Source organism: Pseudomonas sp. RL (genome assembly GCF_000647775.1).
GTDB classification, from domain to species: Bacteria; Pseudomonadota; Gammaproteobacteria; order Pseudomonadales; family Pseudomonadaceae; genus Serpens; species Serpens flexibilis.
This window is the reverse complement of record NZ_JBOY01000094.1, coordinates 1-17,385: the sequence shown is the minus strand read 5'-3', so window position 1 is coordinate 17,385 and position 17,385 is coordinate 1. Positions and strand designations below refer to the sequence as shown.

General features: G+C 66.5%; 17 protein-coding genes. 14 read left to right on the top strand and 3 right to left on the bottom strand.

The features are described from left to right. Nucleotides 1-9: 9 nt before the first annotated feature. The 11 genes from AS93_RS0114205 to AS93_RS0114155 all read left to right on the top strand — a co-directional run bounded on the left by AS93_RS0114205 (nucleotide 10) and on the right by AS93_RS0114155 (nucleotide 11,502). Nucleotides 10-303: a hypothetical protein gene (locus AS93_RS0114205; RefSeq protein ID WP_037009406.1), complete on the top strand. Its 294-nt coding sequence runs from the start codon at nucleotides 10-12 to the stop codon at nucleotides 301-303. Further along, the gene (gene mshL / locus AS93_RS0114200; RefSeq protein WP_027591226.1) at nucleotides 300-1,907 is read left to right on the top strand and encodes a pilus (MSHA type) biogenesis protein MshL; all 1,608 of its coding nucleotides are present in this window, start codon (nucleotides 300-302) and stop codon (nucleotides 1,905-1,907) included. The genes AS93_RS0114205 and mshL overlap by 4 nt, the downstream gene beginning before the upstream one ends. Then, on the top strand, nucleotides 1,904-3,619 hold the full coding sequence (locus AS93_RS0114195; protein ID WP_027591225.1) for a GspE/PulE family protein: 1,716 nt from the start codon (nucleotides 1,904-1,906) through the stop codon (nucleotides 3,617-3,619). Before mshL ends, AS93_RS0114195 begins: the two co-directional genes overlap by 4 nt. Further along, nucleotides 3,619-4,863 (top strand): type II secretion system F family protein, encoded by a 1,245-nt coding sequence (locus tag AS93_RS0114190; protein ID WP_027591224.1) that lies wholly within the window; start codon nucleotides 3,619-3,621, stop codon nucleotides 4,861-4,863. The genes AS93_RS0114195 and AS93_RS0114190 overlap by 1 nt, the downstream gene beginning before the upstream one ends. Continuing rightward, the gene (locus AS93_RS0114185) at nucleotides 4,860-5,342 is read left to right on the top strand and encodes a type II secretion system protein (protein WP_027591223.1); all 483 of its coding nucleotides are present in this window, start codon (nucleotides 4,860-4,862) and stop codon (nucleotides 5,340-5,342) included. The genes AS93_RS0114190 and AS93_RS0114185 overlap by 4 nt, the downstream gene beginning before the upstream one ends. 36 nt (nucleotides 5,343-5,378) lie before the next feature. Further along, a complete protein-coding gene (locus tag AS93_RS0114180; RefSeq protein WP_027591222.1) occupies nucleotides 5,379-5,816 on the top strand; it encodes a prepilin-type N-terminal cleavage/methylation domain-containing protein in 438 nt (145 codons plus the stop codon). 118 nt (nucleotides 5,817-5,934) lie between these two features. Continuing rightward, complete coding sequence (locus tag AS93_RS21200; protein ID WP_027591221.1) at nucleotides 5,935-6,378, top strand: GspH/FimT family pseudopilin; 444 nt, start codon at nucleotides 5,935-5,937, stop codon at nucleotides 6,376-6,378. 170 nt (nucleotides 6,379-6,548) lie between these two features. Next, complete coding sequence (locus AS93_RS19445) at nucleotides 6,549-6,986, top strand: type II secretion system protein (protein WP_037009422.1); 438 nt, start codon at nucleotides 6,549-6,551, stop codon at nucleotides 6,984-6,986. A gap of 82 nt (nucleotides 6,987-7,068) precedes the next feature. After that, nucleotides 7,069-7,893: a type II secretion system protein gene (locus AS93_RS0114165; RefSeq protein ID WP_027591220.1), complete on the top strand. Its 825-nt coding sequence runs from the start codon at nucleotides 7,069-7,071 to the stop codon at nucleotides 7,891-7,893. After that, nucleotides 7,883-8,281, top strand: coding sequence for a hypothetical protein (locus tag AS93_RS0114160; RefSeq protein ID WP_027591219.1), 399 nt, complete (start codon nucleotides 7,883-7,885; stop codon nucleotides 8,279-8,281). The genes AS93_RS0114165 and AS93_RS0114160 overlap by 11 nt, the downstream gene beginning before the upstream one ends. After that, on the top strand, nucleotides 8,278-11,502 hold the full coding sequence (locus AS93_RS0114155) for a DUF6701 domain-containing protein (RefSeq protein WP_155956153.1): 3,225 nt from the start codon (nucleotides 8,278-8,280) through the stop codon (nucleotides 11,500-11,502). The genes AS93_RS0114160 and AS93_RS0114155 overlap by 4 nt, the downstream gene beginning before the upstream one ends. 135 nt (nucleotides 11,503-11,637) lie before the next feature. On the opposite strand, the gene AS93_RS0114150 is transcribed toward AS93_RS0114155, so the two are convergent. The 3 genes from AS93_RS0114150 to AS93_RS0114140 form a co-directional block, all read right to left on the bottom strand. Then, nucleotides 11,638-12,063: a DUF2141 domain-containing protein gene (locus tag AS93_RS0114150; protein WP_027591217.1), complete on the bottom strand. Its 426-nt coding sequence runs from the start codon at nucleotides 12,061-12,063 to the stop codon at nucleotides 11,638-11,640. A gap of 13 nt (nucleotides 12,064-12,076) precedes the next feature. After that, on the bottom strand, nucleotides 12,077-12,436 hold the full coding sequence (locus AS93_RS0114145; protein ID WP_027591216.1) for a VanZ family protein: 360 nt from the start codon (nucleotides 12,434-12,436) through the stop codon (nucleotides 12,077-12,079). Nucleotides 12,437-12,561: 125 nt separating this feature from the next. Next, the gene (locus AS93_RS0114140; protein WP_027591215.1) at nucleotides 12,562-13,284 is read right to left on the bottom strand and encodes an SIMPL domain-containing protein; all 723 of its coding nucleotides are present in this window, start codon (nucleotides 13,282-13,284) and stop codon (nucleotides 12,562-12,564) included. Nucleotides 13,285-13,349: 65 nt separating this feature from the next. Between AS93_RS0114140 and AS93_RS0114135 the strand changes: the two genes are divergently transcribed. From AS93_RS0114135 to AS93_RS0114125, 3 genes are all read left to right on the top strand, one after another. Further along, entirely contained in the window at nucleotides 13,350-14,291 is a 942-nt protein-coding gene (locus AS93_RS0114135; RefSeq protein WP_027591214.1) for a class I SAM-dependent methyltransferase, read from the top strand. 83 nt (nucleotides 14,292-14,374) lie between these two features. Then, nucleotides 14,375-16,003, top strand: coding sequence for a methyl-accepting chemotaxis protein (locus AS93_RS19980; RefSeq protein ID WP_027591213.1), 1,629 nt, complete (start codon nucleotides 14,375-14,377; stop codon nucleotides 16,001-16,003). A gap of 197 nt (nucleotides 16,004-16,200) precedes the next feature. Beyond that, on the top strand, nucleotides 16,201-17,385 hold a 1,185-nt coding region (locus AS93_RS0114125), incomplete at its 3' end, for a methyl-accepting chemotaxis protein (RefSeq protein WP_037009403.1).

Genomic DNA, 17,385 nt, shown 5'->3' with positions numbered 1-17,385 from the left:
CTGTCGCTAATGAGCATTCCCCTGTTCGCCGCCGACCCGACCCTGCCGCCGCGCCAGGCGTTGCCGGCCGCTGCCAACCAGCCCGCGCCGGTTCTCGAACCGCTGCGCCTGCAGGCCATCCTGCGCACCGCCGATAGTGTGCGCGCGGTGATCAACGGCCAGACCCTGCGAGTCGGTGATCGCGTCGACGGTGCCCGCGTGCTGGCCATCGGCGCGCGCTCGGTGAGCGTCGAGCGGCAGGGGCGGCGCAGCACCCTGCAACTGGTTTCTCCCCTTCTGACTCCGAGCCGAAACACGCCATGATCTTTTCCTTTGCCCCGCGCTTCGGCCTGCTCGGCCTGTTCGTCCTGATCAGTGCCTGCCAATCCTTCCCGGACGGTGAACGGCGCCTGGCCGACGAGACCGCCCGGTCCTTCCAGGACAGCCTCGCCCACAGCCAGGCTGCCCTGCAGGCACCGCTGCCGGCCACGCGCGGCGCCCCGGTCGAACCGCCCGTGCCCGCTGCGCCGAGCGCCGCTGCGCCGCGTTTCGACGTGCTGGTCAGCGACATGCCGGCGCGCGCCTTCTTTCTCAGTCTGATGGACAGCGCCGGGCAGAACATCCTGGTGCCGCCGCAGGTCAGCGGCGAGATCACCCTCAGCCTGCGCCAGGTCACCCTGCCGGAAGTGCTGGCCGCGGTGCGCGACGGCTACGGCTACGACTACCGGCGCACCAGCTACGGCTACCAGATCCAGCCCAACCAGGCGATCACCCGTACCTACGACCTCAACTACCTGAACGTGCAGCGCCAGGGCATGAGCGACACCCGGGTCAGCTCCGGCCAGGTGACCACCAGCGACAGCATCGGCGCCGGCGCCGCCGGCACCACCACGAGCAGCACCGCCAGTACGGTGAGCGCCAGCCACCTGCTGACCAGCAGCAACGCCGACTTCTGGAAGGAGGTGCAGGCCGTGGTGGCGATGATCATCGGTACCGAGGAAGGCAACAGCGTGGTGGTCAACCCGCAGGCCGGCCTGCTGGTGGTGCGCGCCTCCAGCGCCGACCAGCAGAGCGTGGCCGACTTCCTCGACAAGGCGCAGCGCAACCTGCAGCGCCAGGTGATCCTGGAAACCAAGATCCTCGAAGTCAGCCTGACCGACGAATTCCAGGCCGGCATCCGCTGGAGCGACCTGGGCCGCGAGCGCAACAGCCGCTTCGGTGTGGCCCTGGCCGGCGCCGAGCTGGCCGGCGCCCAGGGCATCGGCGGTGTGTTCAGCGCGGCGCTGAGCGTCGGTGATTTCGACGGCATCCTGCAGTTGCTGGAAACCCAGGGCGACGTGCGCGTGCTGTCCAGCCCGCGCATCTCCACGCTGAACAACCAGAAGGCGGTGATCAAGGTCGGCACCGACGAGTTCTTCGTCACCGACGTGTCCACCACCACCACCACCCTGGCCGGCGGCGGCACCGCCCCGGACCTGGACATCACCCTGACGCCGTTCTTCTCCGGCATCTCCCTGGACGTGACGCCGCAGATCGACGAGCGCGAGCAGGTCACCCTGCACGTGCGACCCACCGTCAGCCGCGTGCAGGACCAGAACAAGAGCATCCAGCTGGGCAGCTCCAGCAACACCTTCCTGCTGCCGTTGGCGCTGTCCACCACCCGCCAGTCCGACTCCATCGTGCGCGCGCGCAGCGGCCAGGTGGTGTTAATTGGCGGCCTGATCGAGAACGGCGCCGACAACACCGACGCGCAGGTCCCGTGGTTGGGCCGCCTGCCCGGGCTCGGCTGGCTGTTCAAGCAGCAGCGCAAGGTCTCCACGCAGACCGAGCTGGTCATCCTGATGCGTCCGCTGGTGGTCGGCGACCAGACCTGGCACGAGGTGCTGCAGAGCAGTGCGCGCTCCTTCGACGAGAGCGGCCGGCGATGAACCAGGATTTCCGCCAGGGCCGCGTGCGGCTCGGTGATTTGCTGATCGAGGCCGGGCTGATCGACGACGCCCAGCTGCAGCGTGCCTTGCAGGAGCAGAAGCGCACCGGCGTGAAGCTCGGCCGCGCGGTGGTCGACCTCGGTTTCATCAGCGAGACGCGCCTGCTCAAGGCGCTCTCCGAGCAGCTGCGCATCCCGTTCGTCGAGCTGCCGCACTACAAGTTCGACCCGGCCCTGACCCAGAGCCTGCCCGAGGCGGTGGCGCGGCGTTTCAGGGTGATCGTGCTGTCGCGCCAGGGCGACGGCCTGCTGCTGGGCATGGCCGATCCGCTCAACCTCTATGCGCTGGACGAGGCCGAGCGCCTGCTGGGCAAGCGTGTCCATCCGGCGGTGGTGCTGGAGGCCGACCTGCTGGCCGCGCTGGACCGCATCTACCGGCGCAGCAGTGAGATCGCCTCGCTGGCCGGTCAGCTGGACGAGCGCCTGGAGGAAGCCAACTTCGACTTCGGCGGCCTCAGCCAGGACAACCAGGACGCCCCGGTGGTGCGCCTGCTGCAGACGCTGTTCGAGGACGCGGTGCAGATGAAGGCCTCGGACATCCACATCGAGCCGGACGACAAGGTGCTGCGCCTGCGCCTGCGCATCGATGGCGTGCTCAACGAGCAACTGATCAAGGAAACCCGCATCGCCTCGGCGCTGGTCATGCGCCTGAAGATCCTCGCCGGCCTGGACATCTCCGAGAAGCGCCTGCCCCAGGACGGCCGCTTCAACATCCGGGTAAAGAACCGCAACCTGGACGTGCGCGTCTCGACCCTGCCGGTGCAGTTCGGCGAATCCGTGGTGCTGCGTCTGCTCGACCAGAGCGCCGGGGTGTTCAGCCTGGACGGCACCGGCATGCCGGTGGAGATGCTCGAGCGCTTCCGCCAGCTGCTGCGCCGTCCCCACGGGCTGGTGCTGGTCACCGGCCCGACCGGCTCGGGCAAGACCACCACGCTGTACGCGGGCCTGGCCGAGTTGAACAGCGCGGAAACCAAGATCATCACCGTGGAAGACCCGGTGGAATACCGCCTGCCGCGCGTCAGCCAGGTGCAGGTCAATCCGAAGATCGAGCTGACCTTCGCCCGCGTGCTGCGCGCCGCGCTGCGTCAGGACCCGGACATCGTGCTGGTCGGCGAGATCCGCGATGGCGAGACCGCCGAGATCGCCCTGCGCGCCGCGCTGACCGGCCACCTGGTGCTATCCACCCTGCACACCAACGACGCGCTGACCTCGCCGCTGCGCCTGATCGACATGGGCGCCGAGCCGTTCCTGGTCGCCAATGCCCTGAACGCCGTGCTGGCCCAGCGCCTGGTGCGCCGCGTGTGCGAACACTGCCGCGAGGAGCACGCGCCCGAGGAGCGCGAGCAACGCTGGCTGGAAGTCATCCATGGCCGCCCGCTGAACGGTCGGTGCTTCGTGCGCGGCCGCGGCTGCCATCACTGCCACAACACCGGCTACCTGGGGCGCATCGGCGTCTACGAACTGCTGGAGGTCAACGCCGCCATGGCCGCCGCGCTGCGCCGTAACGACCCGCAGGCGTTCGTCGATGCGGCGCGCCGGCAACCCCACTACCGTCCGCTGGCCGCGGTGGCGCTGGACTACGCCCTGGCCGGGCTGACCAGCGTCGATGAGGTGTTCCGCGTCAGCGCCAGTCTGGTGGAGGAATTCGACTGATGGCTGCGTTCCGCTTCACCGGTCGCGACGCCCAGGGCCAGAAGGTCAGCGGCGTACGCCAGGCGGCGAGCGCCGAAGCGCTGGCCGGCGAGCTGCTGGCCGAGCGCATCACGCCGCTGACCATCGAGGCCCAGGCCGAATCCGCCGTGGGCGGCGACACCGATGTGCTGCGCCAGCTCAGGCGTCTGCTGGGCCGCGAGCGGGTGTCGCTGGAGGAACTGATCATCTTCTGCCGGCAAATGCACAGCCTTAGCAAGGCCGGCGTGCCGATCCTGCGCGCCATGGGCGGACTGGCCGATTCCACCCGCAACCCCTTTTTCGGCGAAGTGCTGCGCGCCGTGCGCGCCGACCTGGAAGCCGGCAACGGCCTGGGTGTGGCGCTGTCCAGCCATCCCAGGGTATTTACGCCGCTGTTCATCAGCATGGTCAGCGTCGGTGAGAACACCGGCCAGTTGGACCTGGCCTTCAAGCAGCTGGCCGGCTACCTGGACATGGAGCGCGAAACCCGCAAGCGCATCCAGCAGGCCACCCGCTACCCGCTGTTCGTGCTGCTGGCCATGGGCGTGGCGCTGGTGGTCATCAACCTGCTGGTGATCCCGGCGTTCTCCAAGGTGTTCGCCCAATTCAAGAGCGAGCTGCCACTGCCCACGCGCATCCTTATCGGCTTTTCCGAGTTCACCCAGCAGTGGTGGTGGCTGATCGCCCTGGTCCTGGCCGGCGGGTTGGTGCTGTTGCTGCGCTGGCTACAGACCGAGCCCGGCGCGCGCCTCTGGGACCGCTACAAGCTGCGCCTGCCGATTGTCGGCGGCATCTTCGAGCGCATCGCCCTGGCGCGCTTCACCCGCACCTTCGCGATGATGTACCGCGCCGGCCTGCCGCTCCTCCAGGCGCTGGCCATCAACAGCAACACCGTCGGCAACCGCCATATCGGCCAGGCCATCCTCGACATGCGCGACGGCGTGGAACGTGGCGAATCCCTGACCCGCGGCGCGGTGGCCAGCGGCCTGTTCACCCCATTGGTGCTGCAGATGCTGGCGGTGGGCGAGGAGACCGGCGCCCTCGACGACCTGTTCATCGAGGTGGCGGATTTCTACGAGCAGGAGGTCGATTACGACCTCAAGCGCCTGGCCGACTCCATCGAACCGATCCTCATCGTCGCCATGGGCGGCATGGTGCTGGTGCTGGCGCTGGGCGTGTTCCTGCCCATGTGGGAACTCTCCGCCGCCACCAAGGGGGTGCGATGAGCCGGGACGCGCAACGGGGCTTCACCCTGCTGGAACTGGTGGTGACCATCGTCATCGTCGGCCTGCTCGCCGCCGTGGCGCTGCCCCGTCTGATGAACGCCACCGACGACGCCCAGGCGGCCTCGGTCAACGGCACCGCCGGCGCCCTGGCCGCCGGCGTGGCCATGGTGCGCGCCCAGTGGGAACTGAACCGCGCCAGCGGGCGCGGCGGACTGAACAACGTGGCCGGCTTTGGCGACGGCGACGTGGACGTCAACGAACTGGGCTGGCCGGTGGCGACCGCCTCCGGCCCCGGCGCGCAAGGCTGCGCCGAACTCTGGCGCGGCGTGCTGCTCGGCTCCGCGCCCAGCGTGGCCGTGCGCGGCAGCGCCACCTATCTCAGCGAATTCGCTGCGCCGCTGTGCCGCTATCGCTACCAGAACGACACTCGGCGCATCGAGTACGACACCCGAACCGGCGCGGTTACCGTCGCCGAATGACATTTGTTTTAAACACACCCAAAGGGGGAGCTGTATATGAAGAAGCAACAGAGTGGTTTCACCCTGGTCGAGCTGATCATGGTGATTGTGGTGCTGGGCATTCTGGCGGCGTTTGCGTTGCCGCGGTTTGCGGATTTTGGGGGGGATGCGCGTAGGGCCTCGATTGAGGGAGTAGCTGGGGCGGTTCGCTCAGCGTCCGCGATTGCGCATTCGGCCTGGCTTGCCGGCGGGAGTACGGGGACCTCCATCACTATGGAGGGCGAGGTCATTACCTTGGTCAACGGCTACCCGAATGCGGAGGACATCATTGTGGCTGCCCAAATCGATGGCGATTTCACAATCGTTAATACCGCTGGTGCACCGGCTACCATCACGGCAAATGGTGCTGCCACTGCTGCGCAATGTCTGGTGACTTATACCGAAGCTGCTGCGGGTGCCGCGCCTGCTATCGCTGTTGACACCCGTGGCTGTTGATAATTGCTCGCTGGGAAGCCTGTAGGGCGGATAGCGCTTTTTGGGCCACCGTGCGGTCTCGCGGCCGCCACGGTGGCCAAGGCTGCGTCTTGACCACCCTGCGTCGGGTTCATGCCTTATGAACACACAACGCGGTTTCACCCTCGTCGAACTCATCCTGGTGATGGTCGTCATCGGCATCCTTGCCGCCGTGGCGGGGCCGCGTTTCTTTTCCCGTGATGTCTTCGACGAGCGGGTCTATTTCGAAGAGGCCCTGGCCGCCGTGCGCTATGCGCAAAAGGTGGCCGTGGCTTCGGGTTGTCCGATTCGGGTCGAGCTGGACAGTGCGGGCTACCGGCTGCTGCATGACTCGGCCTGCGGCGGCTTGGCGCCTGAGGCGTCGGTCGCCGACCCGGCCGGCGGTCCTTACCAGGCCGGCAACCCACGCAGTGTGTCCGTGGTCCCGGCGCTGAAGGTGGTCTTCGACGCCCACGGCGGCACGAGTAAGCAACACAGCACCACCGTCGGCGGCACCTTCAGGATGACCGTGCACGAAACGGGCTTTGTCGAGGTGACGCCATGAGCACGCGTCCCATAAACCCCACTTGCCAAGGCGGCGCACCGACGCCGGGCCATCCTGTGGGGCCGGGTTTATCCCGGCCGACGGAGGTGGGCTCGGGCGCCGGGTTTGCGGAGACACGAGAGCAATCGCGGCTAAAGCCGCTCCTACTCACGCCCACCGTCCAGCGCGGCATGACCCTGGTCGAGCTGATCCTCACCATCGTCATCGTCGGCATCGCCGCCACCGCGCTGTTCAGCGCCATGGCCTCGATCACCGGGCGCTCCGCCGATCCCATGCTGCGCCAGCAGAGCCTGGCGATTGCCGAGGGGTATTTGGAAGAAATCCTGTTGCAGGATTACAACCCAGACCCCAACCCATGCGCTGGACGACACTGTTTCAACGATGTCCGGGACTATCACGGGTTAAACGACAACCCCCCGCGGGACCTGAATGGGAATGACATCCCCGGCCTGGACAACTACCGCGTATCGGTGTCGGTCAGCCAACTAACCGGAACGGATGGCCTGGGGCCCGCTGGGGCGAAAGTGGATGCCTTGCATATCCGCGTGACCGTAACCGACCCTGCGCAAGGAACCCTGACCCTCGATGGCTGGCGGACGGACTACTGACATGCGACCCCCACACTGTAGGGTGGTCAGCGCTTTCCTGGACACCAATCGGTCTTGCAGCCACCACGGCCAAGGCCATGCCTTGACCACCCTACGCTCCGGGCAGGGCGGCTTCACCCTGGTGGAGCTGGTGCTGGTCATCGCCCTGGCTGGCGTTGTGGCGGTGATGATCTCCACCGTGCTGTCGCGTCCGTTGCAGGGCTTTGTCGATCAGAGCCAGCGCGCCGAGCTGACCGATCAGGCGGCCACCGCGCTGAATCGCATGGCGAGGGATATTCGCGGGGCAGTGCCGAATTCGGTGCGGGAGTCGCCCAACGGCCTGGATTTCGTGTCGGTGCATGAGGTGGGGCGTTATGAGGAAAGCGCCGATGGGCGTTTGCCAGCGTGCGATGCAACCCCCACGCCCACCTGCCATATCAAGGTGCTGACGGAGATGGATGCCGGACGGGTGTCCGAGTCTCGCTGGCTGGTGATCTACAACGTAGGCGCCGAGTCGGGTGGCGAGCCAGTGGAACAGCGAAACCTGTGGCACCCATCGAATCCCGGTGTCGTTACCCCACCAAATGCGTCGTTTGAATGGGATAAAGCTACCCAGCAGTTGATGGTGAAGAACGCCGACTTTTTCCGCTTCTCCTTTTCTTCGCCACAGCGACGCCTGTTCTTGGCCAAGGAGGTCGTGCGCTATCGCTGTGAGTCGGGTGAGTTCTTGCGCGAAACATTTGACACCCTCGACCTGAAATCGCGCACGAGCAGCGTGCTGCTGGCTGACGCCGTGTCCCACTGCGCTTTCACCTACCAGCCCGGCACCCACACCCGCAATGCCCTGGTCACCCTGCGTTTGTCCCTGAGCAAGGGCGGCGAAACCATCAGCCTTATCCAGCAGGTCCACGTCGACAATGCGCCTTGAATTCGCCCCCGCCCAGCGCGGCTTCGGCCTGGTCGCCGCGCTGTTTCTGATTCTGGTCATCGCTGGCGTGATCGCCGCGATGGCCCGCCTGGCTGCGACCCAGCACAGCACCAGCAGCCTGGCGCTGCAGCAGGCCCGCGCCTACCAGGCGGCACGGGCGGGGCTGGAGTGGGGGATTTCTCAGTTCGTGAATCAGAAAACCTGTGCGTTGAGTCCGGAGCTCTTTGCCTTGGATGCATTCGAGGTAACGGTGCAGTTCATACCCCGGCTGCCGGAAGCGGGAGTGGTGTTCTGCACGGTATGGGCCACGGCCGAGTACTCCAGTCCGGGCAGCCCGGACCATGTACACCGTAAGCTGGAAGCTGTTCTGGAAGAGTACGCACCGTGACGACTCGTTCTTTACTCTCCGGCCTTGTTGGCCTGTTCGCCTGCCTGTTCGCCTCGCTCGCCCCCGCCGCCCTGCAATGCACGCAGGTCTTTCCGGGAGGCATCCAGAGCCATTCGCCCACGGGCTTCATCCAGATGGGCTACAAATCGCGGGTCTATGGCAGCGGCCCGACACTGAATGCCCCCGCCGTTACTCACACGCATTCCTGGGAGGATCAGGTGGGGTTATGCGATGGAGTGAAATGCACGGCGACCGGGCAACATGCCGCCAGTTCGGCCCCAACCTTCCAAACAGGCTCCCTGGTACCGGGCACTTTTCGCACTGGCAACGCAGTGGATGGTCCTCTGACTACGGAAAGCGGAAAGGAGCTGTCGAAGACGGCGGGTGACTATGGCGCGGTCACCGTGGCCCAGGAATCGACCCTGCGCTTCACGAGCATTGGCGGAACCTACCTCATGCGTGGCGTGACGACACGCTACAAGTCAGTCCTGGAATTTGCTCCCGGCGAGTACTGGATAGACGGTTCCTTTACCAACGCCGAACAGACTGTCATCCGCCCGCAAGTCGGTAGCGCCGGGGTGGTGCGCCTGTACGTGCGAGGCAGTTTCAAATCCGGCTACATGCGCTTCGAAGGGTTCTCGGCGGGGCAGATCGAACTGTATGTCCAGGGTGATGTGCAGGTTGGCGAGAACTTCCGGTTTCCCGGTCCCATCCATGCCACTGGCAAAGTCGAATTCGGAACCCACGCGAAAGTGGAAGGTGGTGTATTCGCCCGGCAGTTCGCCAAGGCCAACTCGGCGACCATCACCTACCCTGCGGGCACAGAGGATCGCTATATGGGAACCCTCAGGCCTGACTACAACGCCACTTTCGAACTGGGCACCGGCAGCTACTGGATCGACGGCGACCTGGATGCCAGTGTTGCCAGCCGGATTCGCAAGTTACCGGGCGCCGGGACGGTGCGCCTGTTTGTGCGAGGCGACATTCAACTGGCCTATGCCGCCCAGTTCGAGGGCTTCGCACCCGGCGAACTGCTGATGTACGCCAGCGGTGATATCACCCTGAACAGCCAGAAGGATATTCCCGCCTTTGTCTATGCCACGGGCGATGTCCGGATCAACTTTAGCGGCGGCGCCCGCTACCGCGGCGGTATCACCGGACGCAGTGTCTACATCGGGCAGGAGTCTATTGTTGAGTACTTGGATCCGGTGGACTTGGGGGATCTATGTGATAACTCGGGTGGCCATGTTGTCGACCATTACCGACTTTCGTTTTCTACCCCGCAATTCAGTTGCGAACCCATCCCAGTGCTCATCCGCGCCTGCGCCGACGCCAACTGTTCACGCACAGTGTCCGTGACCAAAACCCTGACCCTGACGCCGGCCAATCGCTGGCTGGGCAACGGCACGGTTACCTTTGCGAATACGGATACGGCAACGGCCTATCTGAAACGGATACCCGGCACGCCCCGGCTGGGGGTGGTCGGCGAATCCTATCGCTGCAACAGCGGGGACTGTGGGCTGGAAATTCAGGAGAGTGGCTTCGCGATTCGTGTTCCTGCCCTGATTGCCGGCCAGGAGGTGGCCGCCGAGGTGCAAGCGATGCGCCTGGACGAGAGCAGTGGCGCCTGCGTGGCGGACGGTAGCTTCGCCAGCAGCGAGCGGACGGTGGCGCTCTGGTCGGCCTACAGTGCGCCGGACAGCGGATCTCGGGTGGTGTTGATTGCCGGCGGCAGCATCGGTACGCATGCTGGCGACGCCAGCCTGAGAACCCTGCGCTTCGATGCCCAGGCGCGCAGCGGGTTCCCGATCCGCTATGACGATGCCGGGGCCTTGGATCTGCACGTCCGCTATTTGGGCAGCGGGGCGGAAGACGGGCTCGACATGCAAGGCAGCACGACCGTCGTATCCCGGCCCTACGGGTTCTGCATCGAGACGGGCGCATCCCTTTCGGGGTGCAGCGATGCCGATTGTCCGCTGTTCGCGCCGGCTGGGAATACCGTGCGTGCTGGTGACCCCTTCGACCTGCGTATCACCCCGGTGGCGCTGCCAGCCGATGGCAATCTCTGTGCGGCGCAGCCGACCCCGAATTTCACCGGCCCGCTGGAGCTGCGCGCACTCGTTCAGGAGCTGGACGATGGCGTCGACGGCCCGTTGGAGATCGACCGTTACGCCCATCCCTTGGGCGGGCGTCACGAGCTGCAGCAGAAGCTGCACGAGGTGGGCATCTTCTCTATCGAGGTGCACAGCACCGGCTATCTTGGCGGCTCGGGCTTCATGAGCCAAAGCGCTCCTTTTGGGCGCTTCGCACCGGCCTATCTTCAGGCGCGCCTCAACACGCCGGAGCTCAAGGCCGGATGTGTGTCGGTGACGGGCTCCTTCAGCTACCAGGACCAGCCCATCGAGTACGCGGTGACGCCCGAGCTCACGATCACAGGCAAGAGCAGCAACGGGGCAGTGACGCGCAACTATGACCGGGGCGCTTTCTGGAAGCTGGGGGATACCCTGGCCCCTACCCTGGGTTTTGCGCCGGGCCAGGTGCAGGATGCCTCGCGGTTATCCGGTTCCGGCGACTTCAAGGTGATACCCGATGCTACGTCGGGTGATGGTGAAAAGGCTTACCTGCTCACGGCGGGCCACATGGTCTACCAGCGTGCCGGCACCGGTCCCGCGGCCAGCGATGTGCCCTTTTCGCCGAATCTGCTGATGATGATTGCCGCCGGGCAATTGAGTGACAGCGATGGAACCCGCCACGGTGCGGGCAGTGGTGCGGATTTCGTATCCGAGCCATTCGGCTTCCAGACGCCGGGCGGCGAGATCCGCCTAGGCCGAATCCGTGTGGGTAGCGCCCATGGGCCCGAGCACGCACCGCTGGATCTGCCCTATCAGGTGGAAACCTGGCAGTCCGGCAATGCCTTCGTGCCAGATGGCAGCGATGCCTGCGCGGTGATCACCGGTGTGCAGTTGGGTTCGTACACCGGACAACTGGAGGGCAAAACCCAGGCGCAGGTTTCAGCGCTGGCCCAGGGCAGGGGCGTGATCCGCCTGACCGCTCCCGGCCCGGGTGGCGAAGGGAGCGTAGTCGTCACGCCGCAGGTCCCCGACTGGCTGACATACGACTGGAAGGGCGATGGCTTCGAGAACCCCAGCGGCCTAGCCACCTTCGGCATCTACAAGGGAAACGAGAAGATCATCTTCCGCCGCGAGGTGATCGGGCGCTGAGCTGGGTTGTGAATGAAGTTCGGCAATCCGGCCTGCTTCCGTGGAGTCAACTTCAGTCGCGATGCGCGTGGGCTGGGGCGCACAAAAGCATCGCGGCTGAAGCCGCCCACTAAAGGTCCGGAGGCCGGCACCGCCTTAGTACCTCACCTCCAAGACCACCCGATTCTCCCCACCCTCCACCACCTCGAACGCACTGTCCTCGAAGCTCGGCGGGCCCATCACCGTGGGGTTGTTGGACAGCGCGTAGCCTTCGGTGGGGAACATGCCGAAGCGGCGGTTGAGTTCGCCGTTACCGTCCTCGTCGTGGTAGGCCATGATCGCGTAGCGGCCGGCGGGCAGGTTTTCCAGGGTCAGGGTGGCAGTGCCCGGGGTGGCCGGCAGCTTGTGCACCTGGAACGCCTGGGGTTCCTTGCGGAAGGTCTTGGGGTCCTGGTACAGGCCGACGCTCAGCTCACCGCGGTCGTGCTGGATGCCGGTCAGTTCGATGGTCAGTCGGTTGTCGGCCAAGGCGGTGGCGCTGGCGAGCAGGGCGGGGAGCAGGAGGAAGACGGGGCGGAACATGGTGGTAGGTCCTTCAAGGGTGGGAAACACGGGGGCGCAGCACAACGTAAGCCAGCAGGCCGAGGGCGATGCCCAGGCCATCGGCCAGCAGGTCGGCCCATTCGGCGAACCGGTAGCCGGTCAGGCCCTGCAGCAGCTCGATGAGCACGCCATAGCCGAGCAGGCCCGCCGTGATCATCAGCCGGCGGCCGCGCAGCGCCATGCAGCCCAGAAACGCCAGGCTGGCAAAGGCCAGCAGGTGGTTGCCCTTGTCCCAGCCGGTGCTCAGGCGTGGGTCGGGATCGGGAAGCAGGGCGAGCACCAGCACGGCAAGCAGGCAGGCGGTGAAGGCCAGGCGCCAGAGCGAAAGGGGAATGCGGTGGAGCAGGTGCATGGGTGGTCCTTGCGGTGAAAGCGGAAGCAGCGGGTACAGGGCGGCGGGTGTATTCCGGCCGGCGTGAAGCCGGCCCTACAGGGTAGTGCCCCACAGGGACGGTCGCCCACCGGGGCCGCTTCGCATCACTCCAGGGCGAACTGGAAGGTGCTGACCACGCGCAGGCGCTTGCCGATGGTGCGCGAGCTGTCCATGTCGCTGCCGTCGTCGTCGAGTACGCGGATCACGCCCTGGTTGGCGTTTCTCAGATCGCCCAGGGTGGCGCCGGCGTCGGCGGCGAATTTGGCGGCCTGTTCGCGGGCGTTGCGGGTGGCTTCTTCGAGGAGCTGCGGTTTGACTTCGTTGAAGCCGCGCAGTTGGTAGCGGGGTCCGGCGAAGCCGTCGGGGTTCTCCAGCTGGATGCCGGCCTGGATCAGCGGATCGCTGGCGTTGGCGGCCTTGGCCACGGCATCCACGCGGGAGGACTTCACCAGCACCTGTCCCTGGCCGGTGAAGCGCAGCGCCACGTCGCTGTTGCCCCATTCACGGGCCAGCAGGTCCTGCACCTGCAGTGGGCGCACCTCGATTTCCTCGGCGGTAAAGCCCTGCTCGCTCAGGAAGGCGACCACCCGCTGGCGGTCCGCGGCCAGCTGGCGCTGCACTTCGTCGAAACTCGATCCGCCCCGGCGGAAGCCCAGGGTCCAGATGGCGAAGTCGCTCTTCACGTCCAGCTCGGCCAGCCCCTTCACGGTCACCGAACGGTCTGCCAGGCGAAAACGCTCGATACCCTGGCCCACTGACCAGCCAGCGAAGGCCAACGCGGCTCCGAGGATAAGGGCGGGGACGATTCCGAAACGGGTCACGGGCATGGTGGCTCTCCGGTAGGCAGCGAGGCGAGTACAATGCCGGCTTTTTTTTGCAGGTGCCACCGCCAATGAACCCCGACGCCCTCGCCACACTGGAGCAGTGTGTGCTCGATGCGCTGGTCTCGCCGCCCGCCGAGACTCGCCGCCTGCTGCATGGTCGCGGCCGTTGCTGGCCGGGTCTGGAGCAGGTTACGGTCGACTGGCTGGAAGGCGTGCTGCTGGTGTCGCTGTTCCGCGAGCCGGAGGGCGACGGCCTTGAGGCGCTGCGCGCGCTGCTGCTGCGCCTAGGCGAGTCGGCTGCCTGGCAGGACAGCGGTGCCCGTCATCTGTTGCTGCACCTGCGTTACCAGCCCGGCAGCCCGACCGAGTTCCTGGTTGGCGAGGCACTGGACGGCTGGCAGATCACCGAGGACGGCCTGCGCTACCAGCTGGATCTGGGCCGCAAGCAGAACAGCGGGCTGTTCCTCGACATGCGCTACGGGCGCCGCTGGGTGCGCGACAACGCGGCCGGCAAGCGAGTGCTCAACCTCTTCGCCTACACCTGCGGCTTCTCGGTGGCGGCCCTGGCCGGCGGCGCCGAGCGGGTGGTCAACCTGGACATGGCTGGCGCCGCCCTGGCGCGTGGCCGGGACAATCACCGACTCAACGGTCATGACCTGGGGCGGGTGAGCTTTCTGCCCCATGAACTGTTCAAGTCCTGGGGCCGGGTGCGCCGGGAAGGGCCGCATGACCTGGTCATCATCGACCCGCCCAGCTTCCAGAAGGGCAGCTTCGCGCTGACCCGCGACTACGCCAAGATCCTGCGCAAGCTGCCGGAATTGCTGACGCCGGGCGGTGGGGTGCTGGCCTGCATCAACGCGCCGGACATCGACGCCGGCTTCCTGATCGAGGGTATGGCCAGCGAGGCGCCGAGCCTGCGCTTCGAGGAGCGGCTGGAGAACCCGCCGGAGTTCGCCGATATCGATCCGCACGGTGGATTGAAGGCACTGGTTTTCCGCGACGCGTCGTGACATGCGTCAAGTTTTGCCGTTTGTTTCCGATAAACGCCCTAACGGGCACGCCAGGCCCATTCGCCAGTACAAAAGGGGGAGTGATGGATAACCGCACGCAAACGCTCAAGGCGCGTCTGTGGCTGCTGGGCTGCGCCAGCGTGCTCGGGGTGCTGGTACTGGCAGCGGTGACGCTGTTCTATGCGCAGCGCGCCAAGGATCAACTGGTCGAGTTCGTGGAGCATCACGTGGCGCTCAGCCAGCTGGCTACCGAGACCTATGCCAACGGCCTGCAGATGGGGCAGGCGTTGCGCAACATCCTGATCGATCCCGCGAATCAACAGGCGTACAAGAACCATCAGGCGGCCCTGGAAAACCTTAATTCCGCCGGTGAGCGGCTGGTCGCCCTGTTGGCGAACGATCCTGAGCATGTCGCCGATGCCGAGACGCTGCGGCGCCACCTGCGTGCCTGGCCGCCGCTCCAGGCGCAAGTCATCGAGCGAGTCCGGGTCGGCGAGCTCATCGAGGCGCGCTTGCTGCTGGTCGAACAGGAAACCCCGGCCTGGCGCGCCCTGCGCGGTCCGTTGCTGGAGCTGGTGAAGCAAAGCGACCAGGAAGCCGATGCCGGCTACGTGTCGCTGGTGGCCGGGCTCGATGCGTCTTCGCGCATGGCTCTGTTCATCAGCCTGGCCACCCTGCTGCTGGTGGCTGGCGCCACGCTGCTGGTCGGTCGTGGCGTCTTTCGTCAGGTGGGCGGCGAGCCCGCCGAGGCGGCGCTGGCGCTGCGCCGGATAGCCAATGGCGATCTCACCCAGAAGCTGCCGGTGGCGGCGGATGATCGCAGCAGCATCCTGTTCGCCACCCGCGAAATGCAGGAGCAGCTGGCCACGCTGATCGGACGCATCCAGGGTTCGGCCACCCAACTGGCGTCGGCCTCCGAGGAACTGCACGCGGTCACCGAGGACACCGCGCGCGGCATCGCTCGCCAGAACGACGAAGTCCAGCAGGCCGCCACGGCGGTCACCGAGATGTCCACCGCCGTGGACGAGGTGGCTGGCAACGCCACGCGTACCTCGACGGCGTCCAGCGACGCCGAGCAGGAAGCCCGCGACGGCCTGCGCCAGGTGGCGGCGACCCGCGAAAGCATCGACCAGTTGGGCGGCAAGCTCGGCCAGACGGCGGCGACCGTCGAGCGGCTGGCCGCCGAGGCGGAGTCCATCGGCCAGGTGCTGGTGGTGATCCAGGCCATCGCCGACCAGACCAACCTGCTGGCCCTCAACGCGGCCATCGAGGCGGCCCGCGCCGGCGACGCCGGACGCGGCTTTGCGGTGGTGGCCGACGAGGTGCGCGGCCTGGCGCAGCGCACGCGCAGTTCGACGCAGGAGATCGAACGGATGATCGGCGCCATCCAGAGCGCCACCCAGGCTGCCGTCAGGGAAATGCATGAAAGCAGCGAAGTGGCCGCGCACAGCCAGGGCATGGCCGGGCAGGCCGACCAGGCCCTGGCGCGCATCGCCGAACGGGTCGGGCAGATCAACGAGATGAACCTGGTGATCGCCAGCGCCGCCGAGGAGCAGGCCCAGGTGGCCCGCGAAGTGGACCGCAACCTGGTGGCCATCCGCGACATCGCCCAGCAGAGCGCCGCCGGCGCCCAGCAGACCTCGGCCGCCAGCGACGAGCTGACGCGCCTGGCCACCGATCTGACCCGCCTGACCAGCCGCTTCCAGCTCTAGATCGAGTGGGGGTGCCGAAAATGGACTCAATTTTCGGCATCTGCTGCCGATAACGGCGCGTCGGACCCGCTGCGGCGGGCTACCAGAACCCTATAAACCGACTGCCAGCGCCTGCGTGCCCCCTCTGGGGAAGCTTCCGAGGGCCGAAGCCCCGATGTGCTTCGGCGTTTCGCCGTGTTCACTTCAAGGAGAAGGCCATGTTGCAAAACTGGACCATACGCACCCGTCTGCTGCTGCTGGTCGGCGTGATGCTGCTCGGTACCCTGATCACTGGCGTGGTGTCGCTGGTCGCCCAGCAACGCAGCCTGGTGGGGCTGAACTCGATGTACCTGGACCGCGTCGTCCCGCTGCGCGAACTCAAGGTGGTGTCGGACATGTATGCCGTGCAGATTGTCGACGCCGCGCAGAAGGCCAATCTCGGCCTGATGTCCTACGAACAGGCGCTGGGTGATGTGGACAAGGCCCTGGCGGACATCGACCGGGCCTGGAAGCGTTACCTGGGTACCTTCCTGCTGGAGGACGAGCAGCAACTGGTGGCGCGTATCGAGCCGATGATGCAGGACCTGCGCGCCCCGCTGAGCAACCTGCGCGAGATCCTGCGCAGCAAGAACTCCTTCGACCTGCAGCAGTTCGTGGACACCGAGCTGTATGGCCGCATCGATCCGATCTCCGCGGCCATTAATGCCCTGATGGATGTCCAGCTGCAGGCGTCCCGTGCCGTGTACGACGAGTCCGTGGCCCGTTACGAAACCAACCAGCGGATCACCATCGGCGTCATCGTGGTGCTGCTGGCGCTCGGCGCGGGGCTGGCCGCGCTGCTGCTGCGCAGCATCATGGGCCCGCTGGATACGCTCAAGCAGGCCGCTGGCCGCGTGGCGGAAGGGGATCTGACCCAACCGCTGAACCCGGTCGGTCGTGACGAGATCACCGAGGTGCAGCGTTCGGTGCAGCAGATGCAGCAGAACCTGCGCGATACCCTGCAGCGCATCCAGGGCTCGGCCACCCAGCTGGCCTCGGCCGCCGAGGAGCTGCACGCGGTGACCGACGACACCGCGCGCGGCATCACCCGCCAGAATGACGAAGTGCAGCAGGCCGCCACGGCGGTCACGGAGATGTCCACCGCCGTGGACGAAGTGGCCGGCAACGCCACCCGCACCTCGACGGCCTCCGGCGAGGTCGAGCGCGAGGCCCGTGACGGTCTGCGCCAGGTGGCGGCGACCCGCGAGAGCATCGATCAGCTGGGCGGCAAGCTGGGCCAGACGGCAGCCACCGTCGAGCGTCTGGCGGCCGAGGCGGAATCCATCGGCCAGGTGCTGGTGGTGATCCAGGGCATCGCCGACCAGACCAACCTGCTGGCCCTCAACGCGGCCATCGAGGCGGCG